Raw genomic sequence first — 18425 nt, 5'->3', positions numbered from 1 at the left:
GAGGTACTTCAGCCCTTCAAATCAACCTCATCCCTACAATCTCTTCCGCGCAACCCAGCATCCGACCGACATCGGTCACGTTCCCGAAATCATCGGTCACGTTCGCCGAAATACGCACAGAAGAATGCTCAGAGCGTCCGAACTCACTATTCCGCCGGTCGTGCTGAACGCATTTCGCATTCGTTCGGAAGAGCTTTCCGGCGCTTCGCGGAACCTAGCCATTGCGCGCGTTGCGGACCGCAAGACGCCAACCGCTCGCCCGTGCGCGCCTCTCGCTTCATACGCCGCGGATATCCCTGATGCAATGTCATTCATCGTGATTCCTTCCCCGTGACGATCGGCCGAACGCCGCTGAAGAGCCATTGAAGTCGGCCAATGTATGACGACGAAATTCGATGACGGTGAGCTGCTGCGGCGGACGATCGACGGCGAAAGCGCGCCACAGCCGCCATGGGCGCATGGAAGCTTGAGGATGAGGTCATGGTCTTCTTCATGTTCGAAAAGGATGCCGCACCAAAGAGTGCCGCGCATCCGTCAAAAAGGCGGTGCGGCCGTATTCCCATGAGCGTGGTGTCAGGCCCTCTTAAGGGCCAAAGCGCCAGTTCGCCGATCATCGAGGAGTTCCGATCGGCCACAGGGGTCAGCTCGAGATCGAGCTTCAGGCTCTGCACATCTCGCGAGACGCGGACTATTGTTAGCTCAGCGGAATGCCTTGCCCTACCCCTGGAGGTACGAATGGACGATTCATCCCATCCATGCGCGTGCGGTTCCTGCTACGAACTGCGCTTCGTCAATCTCTTCAATGCCGGCCGCGGCTATGTCTTTCCCTGCGATGCCCGAGGACATGTGAATCTGGACGCGCTCAGCGAGCGCGCAAGACTGAACTACTTCTATGCGCGGGTCATGGTTGGCCACGAACTCTCGGAACCGGTCGCGATCGCAGTCTCGTGACTGCTTTTACGCGTGCCTCCTACCAGAGGAGGCACGCCATGGCCGGCCGCAAGCGCGATGTCGGTCGAAAGACGCGTCATCACAATTGGCACGCCCCCCAAATAGGCCTGTCACACCATCCCACAGCACCCATTCCAAGGAGTAGCAACATGAGCCGTCTTCACACGATGAACGTCAACGATGCAACCGGAGAACTAGCCGAGATGTTTGCAGCCATCAAGAAAGCCATCGGCAAGGTACCGAACGCCTTTGCGACGCTCGGGAGCAATTCACCCGCCCTTCTGGCCCAAGCTCTGAAGACCAACGAACTGCTGCAATCGAAGACAGCCCTCAGCAAGCAGGAGTTGGAGGCGATCAATCTGGCCATCAGCGAGGACTCCGGCTGCGACTATTGCGTGGCCGCCCACACGCTCACCGGTAAGGCGGCTGGATTCACCGGCGCGCAGATGAAGGCGCTGCGTTCGGGTAGCTACGCCGAGGACCCGAAGATCGACGCTCTGGTCCGATTCTCTCTGCGCATGGCGAAGACCAGCGGCACACTGCCTGCCGACGCGGTCGATGCTGTTCGCAGTGCAGGCTACAGCGATCGCCAGATTGTGGAAACGATCGCAGCGGTCAGCGCGATCCTGTTCACCAACATGCTGAACCGGGCAAACGATACGACCTTGGACTTCCCACGGGCGGATTGAAAACGCGTCCCCGGCGAGCACAGAAGCGCCAATTACCCCACCGTTTCGGTGACTTGCCACTTTGCGGCGAGCCGGTTGGCAAGAAGGTGCAAAAATGGTCAGGCCAGAGCTCGCCCGATGACTTCCGCCCCCTCTTCTACCCCCGCTCGCAACAGCGATCAAGCAGCGTTCGCCGAACTGGGGCTCATTCCTGGGGTCGAAGTCCTGAGCGCGCGCTTCAGGAGGCACCGCTTTGGCTCGCACACGCACGACACCTGGGGTTTTGGTGCCGTCAGGGGCGGCGTGCAGGATCTGTCCGCCCATGTTGGCACGCAACATCTGGTGCGCGCTGGAGAGATTTCGGTCATCCCTCCGGGAGAGGTACATGCAGGTCGCGTCGTGGGAGCTGACGATTGCGAGTATGTGATGTTCTATGTACCCGACGCTCTGGTTCAGGACTGTGCGCAGGACTTTGGCCTAGGTCGTTTCGATGTCGGAATAAAGGCGGTTGCGGCTCCTCGCCTGTCAGCGCTGATGAGGACGTTCGTCCAAACCTCGATCGACGGGAAGCCGGAGGACCTGCAGATCGAATCCGATTGGCACGCATTGGTCGCGGGCATCCTCCCACAGTTTGCGTCCCAACATCCCCGCCCGATCGCGCGTGCCTCAGGAAGCCCGGCGATGAACCGGGCATTCTCACTGCTGATCGAGCATTGGGCAGAGTCTGTGAGCGTCAGCCGCTTGGCCAAGGAAGCGGATATGTCGCCCGCTTACTTCTGTCGCCAGTTCTCCAGCACGTACGGTTTGTCGCCGCATCGATATCAACTGGTTCTCCGCATCAAGCATGCGAAGGCCATGATTGCTCGTGGAGTTTCAATCGCCGAGGCGGCAGATGCTACCGGATTCTCCGATCAGAGCCACTTGGGGCGGCACTTGAAGCATTGCCTCGGGATCACGCCGGGCGAGCTAAGGAAACGTTCGCTAGAACAAAAACGTTCTATCCGCGTTTCCAAAAGGTCGCGAGACTGACGAGGCGACCGTTTTTCGGTCGTGCCGCACCAAGGCCGGCGGCATCTGCCGGCAATCTCGTCCCTTTCGACCATGAGCGACCTTTTCATTCCCACAGACCACGAACATTTCCAGATCCAGGCCGGGCGACGCTCAGGCCTTCCCGTCATGATCGCCGTCCATTCCACCCGGCTGGGCCCAGCGATTGGTGGCTTGCGGATCAAGCCATACGACCAGGCCAGTGATGGCATTGCGGACTGTCTTCGGCTGTCGCATGCGATGACCATGAAGGCCGCCGCCGTAAACAACGGCAGCGGGGGCGGAAAGGCTGTCGTACCGCTGCCCATGGACCTGACCATGACCGACGACTTCAGGGAAGCGGTGCTCCTTGACGTTGCCGACCAGGTGCACCAGCTCGACGGCGCCTACGTTGTAGCGCCCGATGTCGGCACCGGTCCCAACGACATCGACGTCATTTATCGGAGAACGCCATTCGTCGGCGGCCGGTCCAAAGCAGCCGGCGGCGCAGGTGGAACCACCTTCGGCACCTTTATCGGAGTCGAGAGCGCCATTCGCGCGGCCATAAAGCACAGCTTACGCATGGACTCCGTCGCAGGACTGACTTTCTGCATCATCGGCCTGGGCGGTATCGGCACTCTCCTGGCCGAAACTCTGGCGCGGGAAGGTGCTCATCTCATCCTCTCCGATATCGACGAGTCCAAGAGAACCATCGCGGCGACGCTGAAGGCTGAATGGCTCGGTCCGGACCAGGCCCTTCACGCAAGGTGTGATGTGCTCGTGCCCTGCGCGCTCGGTGGGCTGCTGACCCTGGACAACATCGGTTCGCTTTCTTGCAGGATCATCTGCGGCGCAGCCAACAACTTGTTGGCTACCGACACCGTGGCGTACGGATTGACCGAGCGAGGCATCGTGTTCGTGCCGGACTTCATCGCGAATGCAGGGGGATTGATGTACGCGTCGGGCATCGAGTTCCATCATCGCCCGGAAGAGATGGCTGGGGAGCACGTGCGTGACAGCATCTCGAAGAACGTTCAGTTCGTCCTCGATCTGGCGGCCCTGTCGAAGATGACGACGCAGGAAGCTGCGTTGCAGATCGCTAAGGACAGGTTGGCGAATCAAGCCATCTCTGCAACTGGCTCGCGCTAGAGGCGTGTTGGAAGGGTCTCTCCGCGTGCAGGACACAACCGCAGACGGACAACTTGTCATGTTCACGGGGCGTTGCTACGGGCGGGTGGATCGGCGAATGGCCTCTGTTAAAGCGAGAGCATCGGAAGTACGAGATCATGGCGGCACGGCCGACGGTGACCGTGCACTTGCCACGGAGCACATTCTCTTGGTTGTTGGAATGCAGCATTCCATTCAATCACTTCATGTTCTCGCACTTGAACGATAGGCTTGGCCCAGTTCATCGCGATGATGAAATACGAGCTTTTGCTCGAACCAACCTCCCGAGTGGCTAGAGGAATAGCCAGTCTCTTTCATCCAGTGCTTTACTCGAACACCGATTCAACTCTACGGGTCAATCAGGAGGAGCGTGGCTTGCTGGTCGGGGTTTCGAGACAACGCGTGAACGTGGCCTTGACCGAGTTGGAGGCTGCAGGCCTTGTACAACGAGGGTGCATCACGGTCCATGACCGCCACGCACTCGCGAAGTATCCCTGAACGGAGACGAACGGAGAAGAACGGAGACAAACGGAGACTGCGTTGCATCTTCTCTAAAGACGGCGCCGATCCGACCGCTTGTTCCCTCCTCGTGATCTGGACTGTTTAGAAGTGGCCGTTGGAGCAGTGTTGTGCGGCTCTGCCGTGCCGGCTTCGGCCGGTCGAGAAAAGACACGCATAGCGAGAAGTTGATAAATCGATGATGCCAATCATGTCTGGCGAGGGCGCACGGGAGGCCGCGATCATGTGGGCAGTCTTTCGCCCGTGCCCCTAGAGAGGGACGTGTCGGCCGGCCCAGAGGGGTTTGGAGGACGGCGCCGACAAGCGGAAAGTAAAGGCCGAGAACAACTGGAGTCACACTTGACAACGAAGCTTGAATGCAAGATTGAATTGACTAAGCGCACAACCGGCATTGGTCTCGCATTCGCGCAGGCATTGGCCGCGGAAGTGGCCAAGACGCGATCTAGTGCTTTTCAGGACGTGACATGCATATAGGTCTTATCGGTGCCGGCCAGGTGGCACAGTCATTTGCCCGCAAAGCTGTAGATGCCGGGCACAACGTGCTCTTCAGCAATAGTCAGGGGCCGGACAGCCTCGCATCCCTTACGAGAGAGTTTGGACCATTGGCAAGCGCGGGGACGCTTCAAGATGCCGTGAATCATCCGGTTGTTCTGCTTGCTCTTCCCTGGCTTCGGGTTGAAACGGTCCTGCGCGAACTGCCGCCGTGGCGGGGGCAGATTCTGATCGATCCAACCAATGGCTTCCGCACTGGTAACCCGGCGGACGGGCTCGCCGATTTTCAGGGCGGCAGCTCCAGTGAATTGGTTGCCACACTCGCGCCTGGAGCGCGGGTAGTCAAAGCGCTCAACACGATGTTGATCGCCGGCCACGACTTCTTTCTGCCGTGGCCGGCGCCGCGCTCCTTTCCGGCGTTCAACGGCGAACGGGAGGGAACGCATGATGGCTAGTTCAACGAATCTTTCGCGACGTATCGTTCAGTACGGCTTCGGTGATCCGCACGCGGTGCTTCAGGTCGAGGATGATGTTGCCGTTCCTTCGCTCTCCGCAGGTGAGGTGCGCGTCCGCGTATCTCGCAGCATCATTCACCCTGGTGATCTGCAAATCATCGAAGGGAGATATTCGCGGAACGCTCCCGCGATTCCGGCTGGTCGCGTACCGGGACTTGAAGCCGTTGGGGTGATCGAGGACGCTGCGCCGCATGCACTCGATGGCACCGGAATGGCTTTTGGCACGCGCGTCGCCTTCTTCGCCCCGGGAGCATGGCAAAGCCGTGCGACGGTGCCAGCCGGGAGTCTTCTCGCCGTACCCGATGATCTGTCAGACAGCGTGGCCACGCAGATACTGATCAATACGATCGCGGCGCGGCACGTCCTCCGGGCTGGTCTGCGGGCACTTCCGGCAGCGTCGAACCACATCCTGCTTACCGGTGCGGCGTCGGCGGTCGCAAAACTCATCGCCGCATTCGCAGTAGCCGATGGCCAAACGCCGATCCGTCTGGTCCGCTCACGACAAAGCGCCGAGCGACTGGTTGCGACGTCGCCGGGCGGACACATCATCGACACGTCTTCGCGCGACTGGCAGCACGCCGTCCGCAGCGTTTCGGACGGTGATCTTCAGATTGCATTCGATGGCGTTGGGGGCGCGCTGCTCGGCGAAGTGGCTGAACTGCTGGGTATTGGCGGAACAGTCATCTTCTATGGCGCGTTAGCAGGCGCAATGGCAAGTCTGCCTTTATTCGTGTCGAAGTCGTTAAAACTCGTGGGCGTCACGATCGGTACCTGGTACGGAGACACGACGCCGCAAGTGAGAAGCGAAGACATGGCGGCGGCAATCCAAATCGCCCGGACTAATCCGCAACTTTTTGACGGCTACCAAGAGTTCGATCTGGGCGATCTCGATGCTGCAATCGACGCAGTATCAGTGCCTGGAAAGACTGGCAACGTCCTTCTCAATTTCTAATTTGGAGTAGCAAATGAATTCATCCCAGGATATTCTTTTTCAGCCGATCAAGCTTGGCGAGATCGATTTGCCGAACCGCATTGTCATGGCGTCGATGTCGCGAGCCCGGACGGAAAATCCGGAACTGGTTCCGATTCCTCTGCAGGCTGATTACTACCGCCAACGGGCGTCGGCGGGACTGATCATGACCGAAGGCACCTGGCCGAGTGCTGAGGCAATCGGTGCGATACACGTACCTGGCTTATTCAACGAAAGGCAGGCCGAAGGTTGGAAGCGCGTGACAGATGCCGTCCATGACGCTGGCGGCCGGATCTTCGTGCAGCTCGGCCACCTTGGCGCGGCCTCGCATCCGGATCTTCTCGGTGGCCAGTTGCCTCTTGCCCCGTCGGCAGTCGGCCTCGAACAGGAGGTGTACACGCCCACTGGTTTCAAGACATCGCCAACGCCGAAGGCGATGACTCTCGGCGACATCGCACGCACGATCAGCGATTACGCGCGTGGTACACGGCTCGCGCGGGAAGCAGGCTTCGACGGAGTCGAGTTGCACGGAATCGCCACCTATCTGCTTCCGGAGTTTCTGCATAACGGCTTCAACTTGCGTGAAGATCGCTACGGCGGCAGTAACGAAAATCGGGCTCGGTTTGCGCTCGATGTTCTCGAAGCAATGATCTCCGAATGGCGACCCGGTCGGATCGGCATCAAGCTCAGCCCCGCGTTTCGCGTCGGCAAGTTTCAGCCGACAGAGCAGACACTGCCGACATACGAATACCTGGTTTCACAGGTCTCGAAGCTGAAGATCGCATACCTGCAGTTCTACCATCCCCCTGGTGACTTGACCGGCACACCAATTGAAGCGCTCGAAGGTGGAACCGTTCAGTACTTCCGAAAGTTCTACGATGGCCTGATCATCGCTAACGGTGGTTTGACGGAGGAATCTGCGCAGGCTGTTCTCAGTTCTGGCGCTGCCGATCTTGTTTCATTTGGTGCTCCTTACATCGCGAACCCCGACCTTGTGGAACGCTTCCAGCGAGGCATCGAGCTGTCGTCGGGCGACCCGGATACGTACTATCAGGGTGGCCCTCGTGGATATGCGGATTATCCGAGTGCAATTTGATGAGAAGCTGAGTCGATGAGCCTTGGCAACAACCGGCGGAAATTACAAAGTGAATCGCCTTAGGCGTTCACGGCAGCACAGCAATCGCGTCTTCGCGCTGTATTCACGGACGGTGTGTGTGACAGGAGCAAACCCGGGCGTGGGGCAAACCGCTTGGGCTCCGACCACAGTTGGGTCCGGCCCTGGCGGGGCGCCCCTCCCGCCCGCGCCGCAGTCCACAGACTTCTGAAGTCGACCGGGCCAATCGGCCCCGGCAATACCCAAGGGGAGATCGGGTTGCTTGCCACCGCCCTCCTTCACGCCCGCCGCTTTCACGCCTTCTGAAGCCGAATCCGATCTCGCTTCCTTGCATGCAACTCTGCCCGATCCAGTTCTTCCTCCAGGCAGTGGAACGCATCATCATCGATACATTCAGAGCGACGCCACCTATCGAGCACCTGTCGTTGACATGCAACCGCCTCCAGGTGAAGTTCGTCGTAGATTGTTGGCGATAGCGGCCGCAGCGGGTCCGCCGCGGCGACCCGCGCGGCCATGTACTCGGCGCGCACCGCTTCAGGCGCATCTCCGCGGGCCTCGGTCAACGCTTGCAACGCGGCGTCCAGCATAGCAGTGCGCACCCTGGACATTTCCGCATACAGCGAGCAATCAGGCTCGATGCCTAGCACTGCGATCAACGGACGGATCGTGAACCCCTGCAGCACCAGGGTGCCGAAGACCACAACAAACGCAGTGAGGACGATCAAGTCACGACCAGGAAAGCGGGGCGGCAGCGCCAGCGCCGTGGCAAGCGTCACAAGCCCGCGCATGCCGCACCAGGAGACCAACACGCCGAGCTTGATGCTCGGTACGCCCGTACCCAACGTCTTGGACCCGACTGGACGACCCAATCGTTGAACAACAGCCACGTAGCCCAGGACCCACGCGATTCGAACAACGACCACGACAGCCAGAATGCTCAATGCAAACCGAACCGCGTACCAGAGGTCACCTTCCTCGAGACCGGCGACGATGACCCGTGCCTGCAAGCCTACAAGGAGGAACGCCAGCACGTTCAGCACGAACACAAGCGTCGCCCATACCGCGTTAGCACTGACGCGATCCTTGGCGCTGGTGCGCGAAGGCGAAAAGTGCGCGACGACCATTGCCAGGGTCGCCACCGCGATGATGGACGATAGGTGGAACTGTTCTGCGATGACCCATGTGCCATAGGTTGCGACCACTTGAACGACGATGGACGACAGGGTGCCGGCGAACCTTTCTACCAGAAAGACGTACAAGGCCCCGACCATGAGTCCCAACAGGCCGCCGCCCGGCACGGCGACAAGGAGCGGAGGCAAAGCCACGAACCAACTTCCCGCCGTTTCGGATGCGGCGCGGATCGCCGCGCCGAAGATCAGTAGCACGACGGCATCGTTGAGCAAACTTTCCCCTTGGAGAACTGCCACTGTTCTCCGAGGCAGTTTAAATTGGTCCAGCACCGCCGCCGCCGCCGCGGTGTCGGGCGGCGCCACGATCGCACCAAGCGCGACCGCGGCTGCGACGGGTAGTCCAGCTTGTGCCCATGCGACCCACGCCACTGATGCTGTAGTTGCCAGCACGAGCAGCACAGCAAGGGATACCAGCGGCAGCCAATGGCGCAACAGTACCCGGGGGGGCATGTCGAACGCCGAGTCCATCACGGCGGGCGCAACGAACAACGCAAGCGCGAGACGCGGCTCGATGCCGACCGGCCGCGCCCACGGCAACGCAGCCGCGCAGGCGCCCGCCAGCGCGAGCACAGCGGGATAGGGAACGCCCAATCTCCTCGCGGCGAAGAGCAGCAGAATCGAGATTGCCAGCAGCGTCAGTGCGCTTTCGAAAAGAGGCATACAGGGGTTAGGGCTTCATCGACCGCGGTCAATCTCCCCTGACAGAGCCATCAGGACCGCCGCAATTGCCTCGCTGTCGAGCCGGATCCCGGCATAGCCACCGATCACAGCCCGCGTAACCCAGGGTCATCGCCACCACCAGGAGTGCCCCGGTCATCACTGATGGGGCGGGCGAAGGGATGTTGGCGACTCGGCAGATCGCTCCGATCGCCAATCCCAAGATCAGGCCCAGTACGATCTTGAAGCGCTGTGCAGAGGGCACTGTCATGTCAAGTGCCCCATCACATGGCCGGCCAGTATGAATCCGAGCGTCATCGCAACCACGAGCAGCGCGCCGACGATCTTGGGAGGTGCCGGCAATGGAAGATCAAGCCAACGGCATCCGGCGCCAATACCGAGCCCCAGCGCCAAGGCGATCAAAAGGTTCGACATGTCTGCCATTCGTCTATTGCTCGAAAGACGGTCCACTAACCTTTTAGCCTGGACGCGATCTGCGCGACGTGCTTGCCCTGAAAGCGCGCCATGCCAAGTTCCTGCTCGCTCGGATTGCGCTCACCCTGTGCACCTGCGATCGTGGAAGCCCCGTAGGGGCTGCCCCCTTTGATCTCATCGAGGCCCATCTGCCTCTGCTCGGCGTAGGGCAGCCCCACCACCACCATTCCAAGGTGCAGGAGCGTGGGATGGAATGTGAGGATCGTGCTCTCCTGGCCCCCATGCTGCGTCGCACTGGAAGTGAACACGCTGCCCACCTTTCCAACGAGTGCTCCGCTCATCCACAGGCTCCCCGTCTGATCGAGGAAGTTACGCATCTGCCCGCTCATGTTGCCGTACCGCGTCGGTGTTCCGAAAATGATGGCGTCATAGGTGCCAAGTTCTTCAGGCGATGCAATTGGGGCCTGCTGGCCGGTTTTGCCACCGGCCGCCCGCACCGCCTCATCGGACATCAACTCCGGTACGGGCTTGACCATCACTTCACTACCTGCCACGTCACCCGCGCCTTCCGCTTCAGCGAGCGCCATGCGTTCGACATGACCATAGAGGCTGTGATAGAGAACGAGTATTTTTGTCATAGGGCGCCTTCAGAAGGTTGATTGACCGAGCGCCAAGGGTGCGCCAGGACTCGCGCTTGCGCACCTCCTGCTGGAGGGACTACGACTAGCCGCAAAGGCAATACCCTCTACCTGCCCCTTCGAGGCACGGCGGCCGTTCCTACTGAGAAGAAGGACTAGGTTCGGATCGCGTCGATCAGCAAACGCTGGGCGGGCGCCAACCGCGCCGCAAGGACTTCAGGCACGCCGACCTGACGCAGGACGGGGCCGATGTTGCGAAAGGCGACGACTGCGGTTCCTTCGCTCCCTTCGCGAATCAGCACCCGAAGCGGAAGATCCAGGGCCGCAACAGGCGTCGTCAGCATGATTGGCGTGCCGCCTTTTGCGTTGCCGTAGATCAGCAGAACGGCAGGAGGCATGGAGAGCCCGGCCTCATGGGCGTTGCGGCCATGATCGATCGTCGCGAAAACCTGCAAGCCTGCGGCGACGATCGCTTCCGTCAATCGCGCAACCGCCTGATCGACGCTTAACTCGCACACCTGTTCGATCAAGTCCGGATCGCGTCCATCGAGTGTCATGGCATTGGGCTCCTTGCAGCAGGAAATCAGCAATGCAAGGCATCGCCTTCGACTTACACCTGTGCGAATTCTCATTCCATTGAGTTCCTGCTTTATCGTGAACTCGCTCCGCCGCGGTCATTATGGGGCATCCTTCGATGATGGTGCTACCCGCCGAGGGACCACCCGCGCATCACCCAGAGGTCCGATGCCCTCCCGGTCGATCGGCTTCGCGACGGCACATATGACCGATGTCGGCATGCAAAGAAGTCACGCCGCCACCCGACCTTAGAGAGATGTGCCGGACCTGCACGGCACGAATACTCGATGCGTGCAGCAAGAGGCCCTGTCCTGGCGATCACTTCGAGCGGAATCGGCCGCAGGTGAAGGGACGGTAGTCAACGGCGAGCACCGCGACGACGAATCGAAGGGTTCAGCCGCGCGCAATCCCCATCCAGCAAAGAGGACCGTCATGATTTTCAATTGCACCGTACCGGCACTTCGGAGTGCCCTCGCCTCCGCAACGATTGTCATCGCATCAGCAACGCCATTCCTCGCGGCCGCAGAGGTCGTCTCCCCCGTGCTCCTCATCAACGAGGGCGCTGCCTCAGCGGACATCTCCGTGCAAAAGCTGCGCGGAAACGTGAGCGTTCTGACTGGGTCCGGCGGCAACATCGCTGTCTACACGGGCCCCTCCGGGAAACTGATGGTGGACGGAGGCATTGCCGTTTCGAGAAAGAAGCTCGAGGCGGCCATTGACAGTACAGGCACCGTGCCGCTCAAGTACCTTATCAATACCCACTACCACTGGGATCACACCGACAGCAACGCGTGGTTGCACGAGAAGGGTGCCACTATCGTAGCGCATGAGAACACGTTGAAGCGGCTGACTTCAGGCACGCGCGTGATCGAATGGGGTTTCTTTTTTCCACCGAGTCCGGCTGGAGCGCTTCCAACGGTGTTGGTCCAGAAAGACAAGACTCTGGACTTCGACGGTGAAACCATCGTCATGAAGAATTATGGCAACGGGCACACGGATACAGACATCTCGGTCTACTTCAAGAATGCGGACATCCTGCACGTCGGGGACATCTGGTGGAACGGCCATTATCCATTTCTCGACAACGGTGCGGGCGGCAGTATCGACGGGCTCATCCGCTGGGCCGACGCGATCATCAAGGCGACCACGCCTCGGACGATCATCATTCCCGGGCACGGCGACGTGAGTGATCAGGCGGGCTTCATAGAGTTTCGCAACATGTTGGTTGCCATCCGAGGTAATGTCGCAAAGCTGAAGAAGCAGGGAAAGACGCTCGCCCAAACGGTCGCTGCGAAGCCCACTGCACCCTTCGACGCGAAATACGGCGATTTCCTGATCAGCCCTGCCTTCTTCATCCAGCTTGTGTACATGGACGTCTGACCCGTTCTTGCTGCCCGGTAAAGAGTACGGACATCGGGTGCGGTATGTCGCCATGAGAACCAAGCCCTTGGAAGAACTTCCGCTGACTCGCAATGGAGAACCGCGCGCGCAGGCAGCATCACCCTGGCCTACTTTCTGGATCGCCAGTGTCGCCGTCTTCCTGGTCGGGATAGACACAACGATGCTGTTCGCGGCGTTCCAAGCCATGCGGGGAACTTTTCCCGAGACCTCGCCAGCGGACCTTTCATGGGTTCTCAATGCGTACACCGTGGTCTATGCCGGCATGCTGATTCCCGCAGGAGGTTTGGCCGACGCACACGGGAGCAAGCGAATGTTCCTGATTGGCGTTGCCGTCTTTCTCGCAGCGTCAGGCGCCTGCGGTCTGGCGCCTGCGTCGGGTTGGCTGATCGCCGCGCGTGTCATGCAGGCGATCGGCGCAGCTATGCTCACGCCCGCCTCGCTTTCACTCATTCTCGGGGCATTTCCACAGGACAAGCGATCGGTTGCGGTGAGCCTGTGGGGTGCGGTGGGAGGCCTTGCCGCGGCGGTCGGCCCCAGTCTCGGATCGTTCGTCGTCGATACCGTCGGATGGCCATGGGCCTTCTACCTGAACCTGCCGCTTGGCGCACTGTCGCTTTGGTGGGGCGTCATGCTTCTCGACAAGGACGCGGAAAATCCAGGTGTCCATGGCATCGACGTGCCCGGCATGCTGCTTCTGGTTGTGGCCGTCAGCGCGATGGCGCTGGGAATCGTTCAATCGGACGCACCCCATTGGAGCAGATTCGAAATTGGGCTTGTCATGGCGATCAGCTTCACTTCGCTGATCGCCTTCATCGTTCGTGCTCGCACCACGAACGCGCCCCTTGTGGACTTGGGACTCTTCAACAATCGAACTTATTCCTTCGTGAACCTCGCTTCGCTCACCTTCGGCGCGGCATTCTCGATGATGTTCTTCGGATACTTTCTCTTCCTGACAGGGGTCTGGCACTACAGCCTGACGCTGGCGGGCCTGGCTGTCACGCCGGGTCCCATGCTCGTGATTCCGGTCGCGATCGTGACAGGAAGGATCGCGGCACGAATTGGGCATCGGCCGTTCCTGGTGGGTGGCGCACTGACCCACGCGACAGGCAGCCTGTGGTTCCTGTTGGTTCCTGGAAACGACCCTGCGTACCTGACCCAATGGCTTCCGGGTGTCGTCTTGAACGGAATCGGCGTTGGCATGGTCCTGCCATCCCTCTCGGCTGCAGCGGTGAACCGACTTCCGACAAAACAGTATGCCGTGGGTAGCGCCGTCAATCAGGCGATCCGACAGATTGGTTCCGTACTTGGAGTCGCCATCATCGTCCTGATGGCAGGAGGAACCGACGCGACTCGAGGTGATTTCAGCCGCTCGTATGCGTGCCAGATCGCCCTGTCTCTTGTCACTGCATTGCTGTGCCTCGCAGTCAAGACGCGCCCTCAGACCGCAGCGCACGACCCAACGACGCTAGGCGAGCCCTCTCGCCATGCCGAGCGACATTGACAGAGCGAATACGCAATACCTTGCACATCGAACATTCTCCGCTCCACGTTGTGGGATCGACCTTCATGCCTCGGCCATTCCCGCCGGCATATATCTCACAGGGACGAGACGCCGGACAACTGCCGAACTTCGTCAGGACTCCGCGGGAAGGCTAAACTGAAAAGTCGCGCCTGGACCGTCATTGGCCGTAGCCCAAAGACGACCGCTATGGTCTTCCACGATGGAACGACTGATGGAAAGCCCCATCCCGAGCCCGCCGGGTTTGGTCGTAAAGAAGGCAGAAAACAGCTGTTCGACATTCCCGGATTCAAGTCCTGTGCCCGAGTCTCGAACGGTCACCAACACCTGCCCCGCACTCAGATTGCGCGTCCCGATCACCAACTCGCGCGGCCAATCGTCGATCCCGCTCATTGCCTCTACCCCGTTGAGCATAAGATTGAGCATCACTTGCTGAAGTTGTACCCGGTCTCCCAAGGCGCGCGGCAGATCGGACGTCAGTTCGAGCCGGAGGACGGCCCGCCGCTTGTCCATCTCGCTCCGCGCAAGGGCAATGACTTCACGGATGACCTCATTGAGATCCAGAGGTGCCTTCGAGCCTTCCGATTTCTTGAACAGCGCACGAATCCGGGCAATCACGTCGCCCGCATGCGTGCCATCACGAATGATGCGTTGAATCGTTTCACGGGCTTCAGCAATGTTGTTTGAATCCGTTGTCTCACGGGCCAACCAGCGCAGGCATGCATTGCCGTTGATCACCACGGCCGCAATAGGTTGGTTGACTTCATGGGCGATTGACGCAGCCAATTCCCCCATCGTGGTCACCCGCGTGATGTGGGCGAGTTCGGACTGGACTTTCCGCAGATCCGCCTCGCTCCTTCGCAACTCCTGCTCGGAGCGCTTGCGTTCGGTGATGTCCCGACAGATGGTCGCGATGCCGATCCGGCGATCCGGGCCGGACTCTGAAATGAAGAAGATGGTCTGATGTACCGGCGTCGCGATCTTCGTCTTGATGTTGTGCAGCGTCTGCTCACCTTCCCAATGTCCATCTCGCGTGAGGATCGGCATGATCTCGTCCAGAAACCGACGGTAGTCTGAAGCCGGGAGAAGGTCTGCCATCTGATATTGGGCCAGATCCGCATCGACATCCAATCCAGCCAGCGTGCGCCAGGCTGCGTTCATATAGGCGATTTCCTGTGGCGACCAAGCGTAGCCGATGCAGTCAGTGCTGTTCTCGATAAGAGAAACCAGCCTGCGCATCTCTTCGTCGGAACGCTTCTGGTCCTCGACATCGATGTTGACCCCATACCACTTGACGATATGGCCCCACTGGTCAAGAAGCGGCGCCCCACGGAACGAAAACCAGCGATAGGTGCCGTCGAAGCGCCGGAGACGGGCTTCCTGCTCGCCCGCCTTTTTGGTCGCGATGATTCTCTGCCACCTCTCCACCATCAGGCCGACATCGTCGGGATGAATGACGTTGGCCCAACCAGGTCCTCGCGCTTCTTCCAATGTCATGCCCGTGTAATTGAGCCAGCCCTGGCTCAGGAACTCAGCCTCCCCGTTGGGACCAGCGGTCCATGCGAGCCCCGGCAGATTGTCGATGAGCGTCCGCAGTTGATCCTCGGAGGCCACGGCTTGCGCCAGCGCGTTCTCCAAAGCAATCTTGGCCTCGTATCGGTAGCTGATATCCATGGCCGTCCCGATGAACTGCTCAACTTGCCCACGCTCTCCGATAACGGGTCGCGCCCTGCTGTGGATGTGCTTCATCGATCCATCGGACAAATTGATCCGATACTCGATGCTGAACTCGCACGCGCGGCGCACCGCGTCATCGAGCACCGCCTGAACCCTTGCGACATCGGTCGGATGCACGGTCTCCAAGAACAGTGCCAATGTGACATTCAACAGATCGCCACTGAAACCAAAGATGCGGCAGTGCTCCTCCGACCAGACGATCCTGCCGGTCGAAACTTGCCACACCCAGGTCCCGGTCTGGCTTATTCGCTGTCCTTCTGCAAGAAGGGCCTCGCTCGCCCGCAATTCATCGTCCGCACGCTTCCGCCCGATCAGGATGGCGGCCAGATGGGTGAACTGGTCCGCAATTCGAATCTCCCGTGAAGTAATTTCGCGTGCCTGTCGAGAGTAGATAGCAAACGTTCCAATCACCGAACCGTCGGGGGACATCATTGGAGTCGAGAAGCAGGCACGCAAGCCATGCTCTAACGCCAAATCTTTCAAATCTGTCCAGAGCGGATCGGTTGCAATATCCGAGACAAGAACTCTTTCTGCCCGGAACGCGGCGGTGCCGGAAGACCCGGAGCAGGGTCCGATCAATTCGCTGTCAATCGTTCTCCTATAGAAGTCGGGAAGGCTGCGGGCCGCACCCAGTCGTAAGCACTTCCCCTCGTCATCCAGCAATTGAATCACCGCCAGCGAATCCTCCGCCAGCTCTTCTGCAGTTTCGCAAACAGCCTCCAGGATCGCCTGAAGCGAGTGACCCGTGGCACTCATCTCGAATAGCTTCTTCTCTCCGGCGAGGAAGGATTCAGCGCGCTTGAAGTCATCGATGTCGGTATTCGTTCCGCACCAGTTCACGAGCCTTCCGTGCTCATCGAAGAGAGGAACGGACCGCATGAGGTGCCAGTGATACTCGCCATCGTGACGCCGGAACCGAGCCTCGACTTCACCCGGTTTCTGCGAGGCCACAATTTCCATCCATCGGGCGGAAAGCGTCTCGAGATCGTCCGGATGAAAGGCGGCGGTCCAGCCGCTGCCTTGGGCTTCCTCGAACGACATCCCGGTGTATTCAAGCCAACGCTGACTAAAGAATTCGGCGGCACCTTCCGCAGTCGTACGCCACACGAGGGTGGGAATCGCGGAAAGCATGGTGCGATACTGTTCCTCCGAATTCCGAGTTGCTGCGAGCGCCTCCTGCAGTTCCGCCTTGGCCCGACGCAGTTCGGCGATTTCACTCGCACTATTCAGGAGACCGCTCATGGCGTTGCCCAATCAGCAGAATGATGAGCGGCTTGAACCATTTTGCCGATCAGGTCGAGCGCGGCTGGGTGACCATCTAGCGCTGAAGGGCTTCACTGATGGCATTCATCAGGGAATCTTCGCTGAAGGGCTTGAGCAGGCAGTCGATGGCGCCATTGGCCATCACCCGCGACACCACGTCGTCGTCCCCGTGAGCGGTGATGAAAATAATCGGCGGAGTCTGGCCCTGTGCGATCAACTCACGCTGTAGTTCGGTTCCGCTCATTCCCGGCATGCGCACGTCGAGAATCAAGCACTCGGTTTTCGCTCGGGCAGGGGAACTGAGGAAATCCTCCGCCGAAGAAAAGACTGCGACCGTGTGACCCAGCGATTTGAGCAGGCCTTCGAGGGATTGCCTAAGGGCCTCCTCGTCATCGACCACAGAAATCAACGAATCATCCGTCATTGGAGCTTTGAAATCAGAAGTTTGCCGCCGATCACCTGCCACCGCATCGCATTGTACCCACCGCCTGTTCTTCAGACCATCCCTAAGGGGACGGAGGCCCAGGCACTTATGAGGCATGCGCCAAGATGCCTCGAAGCCAACAATTCGAGGGCAAGACAACGGAGATCAGTATGTTCCTCCCCACTCAAAGGCGGTCCGGCGGTCGGTCCCTTCAATCCGCGTTTCAAGCGTGGGTCACCCTCGTCGCGATGTGTCTGGTCTGGGCAGCCTCGCAGGCGGCGGCGCCTCTAGCCAAATCGCAGGCGCCCGGCTTCTACAGGATGATGCTCGGCGACATCGAGATCACGGCGCTCAACGACGGCGTCTTCGATCTGCAGACGAACGAGTTGCTCACCAACGCCACCCCGACGACCGCCCGCCTCCTTGCAGACTCGTTTCATGCGCAGGCAGTACCAACCTCCGTGAACGCCTACCTCGTCAATACCGGATCGCGTCTGATCCTGGTCGACACCGGAGCGGCCAAGCGGTTCGGACCGACGCTTGGCAATCTGATCGCGAATCTGGTGGCGTCTGGCTATCGGCCAGAACAGATCGATACGATCTTGATCACCCACATGCATCCCGACCATATCGGTGGACTGGTGGTCGATGGACGGATGGCATTCCCTAACGCGACTCTTCTGGTCGAGCAAAAAGAGGCCAACTACTGGCTGAGCGCGACCGCACTCGATGCGGCACCGGCGAAAAGGAAAGCCTTTTTCGATGGAGCTTCAGCGTGTATCGGTCCCTACGCCAGTGCAGGGAGGTTCAAGACGTTTGTCGGCCCGGCCGAGCTGTCGCCCGGGATTCGGGCGATGCCGGCGCCGGGGCACACTCCCGGTCACACACTGTATGTGATCGAGTCGAAGGGACAGAAGCTCGTTTTCTGGGGTGACCTGATGGAAGTGGCCTCGGTACAGTTCGTCGAGCCGACGGTGACCATCGATTTCGACTCGGATGTCCGCGAAGTGGTCCGACAACGGATTCCCGCCTACGAGGAAGCGGTCAGAGGCCGATATCTCGTCGCAGGCGCGCATCTGCCCTTTCCAGGCATCGGACACGTGCGCGCGGAGGGCGGCGCCTATTCATGGGTTCCCATTGACTACGACACGATGCGCTGAACG

The 18425-nt window shown here is 59.9% G+C and carries 19 protein-coding genes and 1 pseudogene; 13 read left to right on the top strand and 7 right to left on the bottom strand.

The window, feature by feature from the left end:
- The 10 genes and pseudogenes from ACSFBL_RS33320 to ACSFBL_RS33275 form a co-directional block, all read left to right on the top strand.
- Positions 1-334, top strand: a 334-nt coding sequence (locus ACSFBL_RS33320) for a hypothetical protein (protein WP_435520092.1), incomplete at its 5' end; no start/stop codon positions are given.
- A gap of 401 nt (positions 335-735) precedes the next feature.
- Entirely contained in the window at positions 736-951 is a 216-nt protein-coding gene (locus tag ACSFBL_RS33315; RefSeq protein WP_435520091.1) for a hypothetical protein, read from the top strand.
- A 149-nt stretch (positions 952-1100) separates the two neighbouring features.
- A complete protein-coding gene (locus tag ACSFBL_RS33310; RefSeq protein ID WP_435520090.1) occupies positions 1101-1640 on the top strand; it encodes a carboxymuconolactone decarboxylase family protein in 540 nt (179 codons plus the stop codon).
- A 117-nt stretch (positions 1641-1757) separates the two neighbouring features.
- On the top strand, positions 1758-2648 hold the full coding sequence (locus ACSFBL_RS33305; RefSeq protein WP_435520089.1) for a helix-turn-helix domain-containing protein: 891 nt from the start codon (positions 1758-1760) through the stop codon (positions 2646-2648).
- Positions 2649-2720: 72 nt separating this feature from the next.
- Positions 2721-3794, top strand: a complete 1074-nt coding sequence (locus ACSFBL_RS33300; protein WP_435520088.1) for a Glu/Leu/Phe/Val dehydrogenase dimerization domain-containing protein — start codon at positions 2721-2723, stop codon at positions 3792-3794.
- A 267-nt stretch (positions 3795-4061) separates the two neighbouring features.
- Positions 4062-4310 carry a helix-turn-helix domain-containing protein gene (locus ACSFBL_RS33295; protein WP_435520094.1) on the top strand — a complete coding sequence of 83 codons (249 nt, stop codon included), beginning with the start codon at positions 4062-4064 and terminating at the stop codon, positions 4308-4310.
- A 485-nt stretch (positions 4311-4795) separates the two neighbouring features.
- On the top strand, positions 4796-5278 hold the full coding sequence (locus ACSFBL_RS33290) for an NADPH-dependent F420 reductase (protein WP_435520087.1): 483 nt from the start codon (positions 4796-4798) through the stop codon (positions 5276-5278).
- On the top strand, positions 5271-6290 hold the full coding sequence (locus ACSFBL_RS33285) for an alcohol dehydrogenase catalytic domain-containing protein (protein ID WP_435520086.1): 1020 nt from the start codon (positions 5271-5273) through the stop codon (positions 6288-6290). Before ACSFBL_RS33290 ends, ACSFBL_RS33285 begins: the two co-directional genes overlap by 8 nt.
- A gap of 13 nt (positions 6291-6303) precedes the next feature.
- Positions 6304-7404, top strand: coding sequence for an alkene reductase (locus tag ACSFBL_RS33280; protein WP_435520085.1), 1101 nt, complete (start codon positions 6304-6306; stop codon positions 7402-7404).
- Between the two features lie 78 nt (positions 7405-7482).
- Positions 7483-7728 (top strand): annotated as a pseudogene (locus ACSFBL_RS33275) (hypothetical protein); the annotation flags it as partial.
- On the opposite strand, the gene ACSFBL_RS33270 reads toward ACSFBL_RS33275, so the two are convergent.
- The 5 genes from ACSFBL_RS33270 to ACSFBL_RS33250 form a co-directional block, all read right to left on the bottom strand.
- The gene (locus ACSFBL_RS33270) at positions 7716-9272 is read right to left on the bottom strand and encodes a cation:proton antiporter (RefSeq protein ID WP_435520084.1); all 1557 of its coding nucleotides are present in this window, start codon (positions 9270-9272) and stop codon (positions 7716-7718) included. The pseudogene ACSFBL_RS33275 and the gene ACSFBL_RS33270 sit on opposite strands and share 13 nt — an antisense overlap.
- Before the next feature lie 28 nt (positions 9273-9300).
- Positions 9301-9540: a DUF1427 family protein gene (locus tag ACSFBL_RS33265; RefSeq protein ID WP_435520083.1), complete on the bottom strand. Its 240-nt coding sequence runs from the start codon at positions 9538-9540 to the stop codon at positions 9301-9303.
- On the bottom strand, positions 9537-9704 hold the full coding sequence (locus ACSFBL_RS33260; RefSeq protein WP_435520082.1) for a DUF1427 family protein: 168 nt from the start codon (positions 9702-9704) through the stop codon (positions 9537-9539). Before ACSFBL_RS33260 ends, ACSFBL_RS33265 begins: the two co-directional genes overlap by 4 nt.
- 35 nt (positions 9705-9739) lie before the next feature.
- Positions 9740-10342: an NAD(P)H:quinone oxidoreductase gene (wrbA, locus tag ACSFBL_RS33255; protein ID WP_435520081.1), complete on the bottom strand. Its 603-nt coding sequence runs from the start codon at positions 10340-10342 to the stop codon at positions 9740-9742.
- 155 nt (positions 10343-10497) lie between these two features.
- A complete protein-coding gene (locus ACSFBL_RS33250) occupies positions 10498-10899 on the bottom strand; it encodes a DUF302 domain-containing protein (RefSeq protein WP_435520080.1) in 402 nt (133 codons plus the stop codon).
- Positions 10900-11176: 277 nt separating this feature from the next.
- Here ACSFBL_RS33250 and ACSFBL_RS33245 point away from each other — a divergent pair, with 277 nt between their 5' ends.
- Both ACSFBL_RS33245 and ACSFBL_RS33240 read left to right on the top strand, forming a co-directional pair.
- Positions 11177-12298, top strand: coding sequence for an MBL fold metallo-hydrolase (locus ACSFBL_RS33245; protein WP_435520079.1), 1122 nt, complete (start codon positions 11177-11179; stop codon positions 12296-12298).
- 52 nt (positions 12299-12350) lie between these two features.
- Positions 12351-13820 carry an MFS transporter gene (locus tag ACSFBL_RS33240; RefSeq protein WP_435520078.1) on the top strand — a complete coding sequence of 490 codons (1470 nt, stop codon included), beginning with the start codon at positions 12351-12353 and terminating at the stop codon, positions 13818-13820.
- A 132-nt stretch (positions 13821-13952) separates the two neighbouring features.
- On the opposite strand, the gene ACSFBL_RS33235 is transcribed toward ACSFBL_RS33240, so the two are convergent.
- Entirely contained in the window at positions 13953-16817 is a 2865-nt protein-coding gene (locus tag ACSFBL_RS33235) for a PAS domain-containing protein (RefSeq protein WP_435520077.1), read from the bottom strand.
- Between the two features lie 76 nt (positions 16818-16893).
- Entirely contained in the window at positions 16894-17262 is a 369-nt protein-coding gene (locus ACSFBL_RS33230; protein ID WP_435520076.1) for a response regulator transcription factor, read from the bottom strand.
- Positions 17263-17432: 170 nt separating this feature from the next.
- On the opposite strand from ACSFBL_RS33230, the gene ACSFBL_RS33225 reads away from it, so the two are divergent.
- Complete coding sequence (locus ACSFBL_RS33225) at positions 17433-18422, top strand: MBL fold metallo-hydrolase (RefSeq protein ID WP_435520075.1); 990 nt, start codon at positions 17433-17435, stop codon at positions 18420-18422.
- Positions 18423-18425 lie beyond the last annotated feature (3 nt).

The organism is Variovorax glacialis (genome assembly GCF_051216375.1).
GTDB lineage: Bacteria > Pseudomonadota > Gammaproteobacteria > Burkholderiales > Burkholderiaceae_C > Variovorax.
The sequence above is the reverse complement of the archived record's forward strand: the minus strand, read 5'-3'. Positions and strand labels throughout refer to the sequence as shown.

Excerpts from the sequence above, each read along its gene's own strand:
- ACSFBL_RS33315 (WP_435520091.1), top strand. The coding sequence starts at position 736 with ATGGACGATTCATCCCATCCATGCGCGTGCGGTTCCTGCTACGAACTG.
- ACSFBL_RS33310 (WP_435520090.1), top strand. The coding sequence starts at position 1,101 with ATGAGCCGTCTTCACACGATGAACGTCAACGATGCAACCGGAGAACTA.
- ACSFBL_RS33305 (WP_435520089.1), top strand. The coding sequence starts at position 1,758 with ATGACTTCCGCCCCCTCTTCTACCCCCGCTCGCAACAGCGATCAAGCA.
- ACSFBL_RS33300 (WP_435520088.1), top strand. The coding sequence starts at position 2,721 with ATGAGCGACCTTTTCATTCCCACAGACCACGAACATTTCCAGATCCAG.
- ACSFBL_RS33295 (WP_435520094.1), top strand. The coding sequence starts at position 4,062 with ATGATGAAATACGAGCTTTTGCTCGAACCAACCTCCCGAGTGGCTAGA.
- ACSFBL_RS33290 (WP_435520087.1), top strand. The coding sequence starts at position 4,796 with ATGCATATAGGTCTTATCGGTGCCGGCCAGGTGGCACAGTCATTTGCC.
- ACSFBL_RS33285 (WP_435520086.1), top strand. The coding sequence starts at position 5,271 with ATGGCTAGTTCAACGAATCTTTCGCGACGTATCGTTCAGTACGGCTTC.
- ACSFBL_RS33280 (WP_435520085.1), top strand. The coding sequence starts at position 6,304 with ATGAATTCATCCCAGGATATTCTTTTTCAGCCGATCAAGCTTGGCGAG.
- ACSFBL_RS33270 (WP_435520084.1), bottom strand. The coding sequence starts at position 9,272 with ATGCCTCTTTTCGAAAGCGCACTGACGCTGCTGGCAATCTCGATTCTG.
- ACSFBL_RS33265 (WP_435520083.1), bottom strand. The coding sequence starts at position 9,540 with ATGACAGTGCCCTCTGCACAGCGCTTCAAGATCGTACTGGGCCTGATC.
- ACSFBL_RS33260 (WP_435520082.1), bottom strand. The coding sequence starts at position 9,704 with ATGTCGAACCTTTTGATCGCCTTGGCGCTGGGGCTCGGTATTGGCGCC.
- wrbA (WP_435520081.1), bottom strand. The coding sequence starts at position 10,342 with ATGACAAAAATACTCGTTCTCTATCACAGCCTCTATGGTCATGTCGAA.
- ACSFBL_RS33250 (WP_435520080.1), bottom strand. The coding sequence starts at position 10,899 with ATGACACTCGATGGACGCGATCCGGACTTGATCGAACAGGTGTGCGAG.
- ACSFBL_RS33240 (WP_435520078.1), top strand. The coding sequence starts at position 12,351 with ATGAGAACCAAGCCCTTGGAAGAACTTCCGCTGACTCGCAATGGAGAA.
- ACSFBL_RS33235 (WP_435520077.1), bottom strand. The coding sequence starts at position 16,817 with ATGAGCGGTCTCCTGAATAGTGCGAGTGAAATCGCCGAACTGCGTCGG.
- ACSFBL_RS33230 (WP_435520076.1), bottom strand. The coding sequence starts at position 17,262 with ATGACGGATGATTCGTTGATTTCTGTGGTCGATGACGAGGAGGCCCTT.
- ACSFBL_RS33225 (WP_435520075.1), top strand. The coding sequence starts at position 17,433 with ATGTTCCTCCCCACTCAAAGGCGGTCCGGCGGTCGGTCCCTTCAATCC.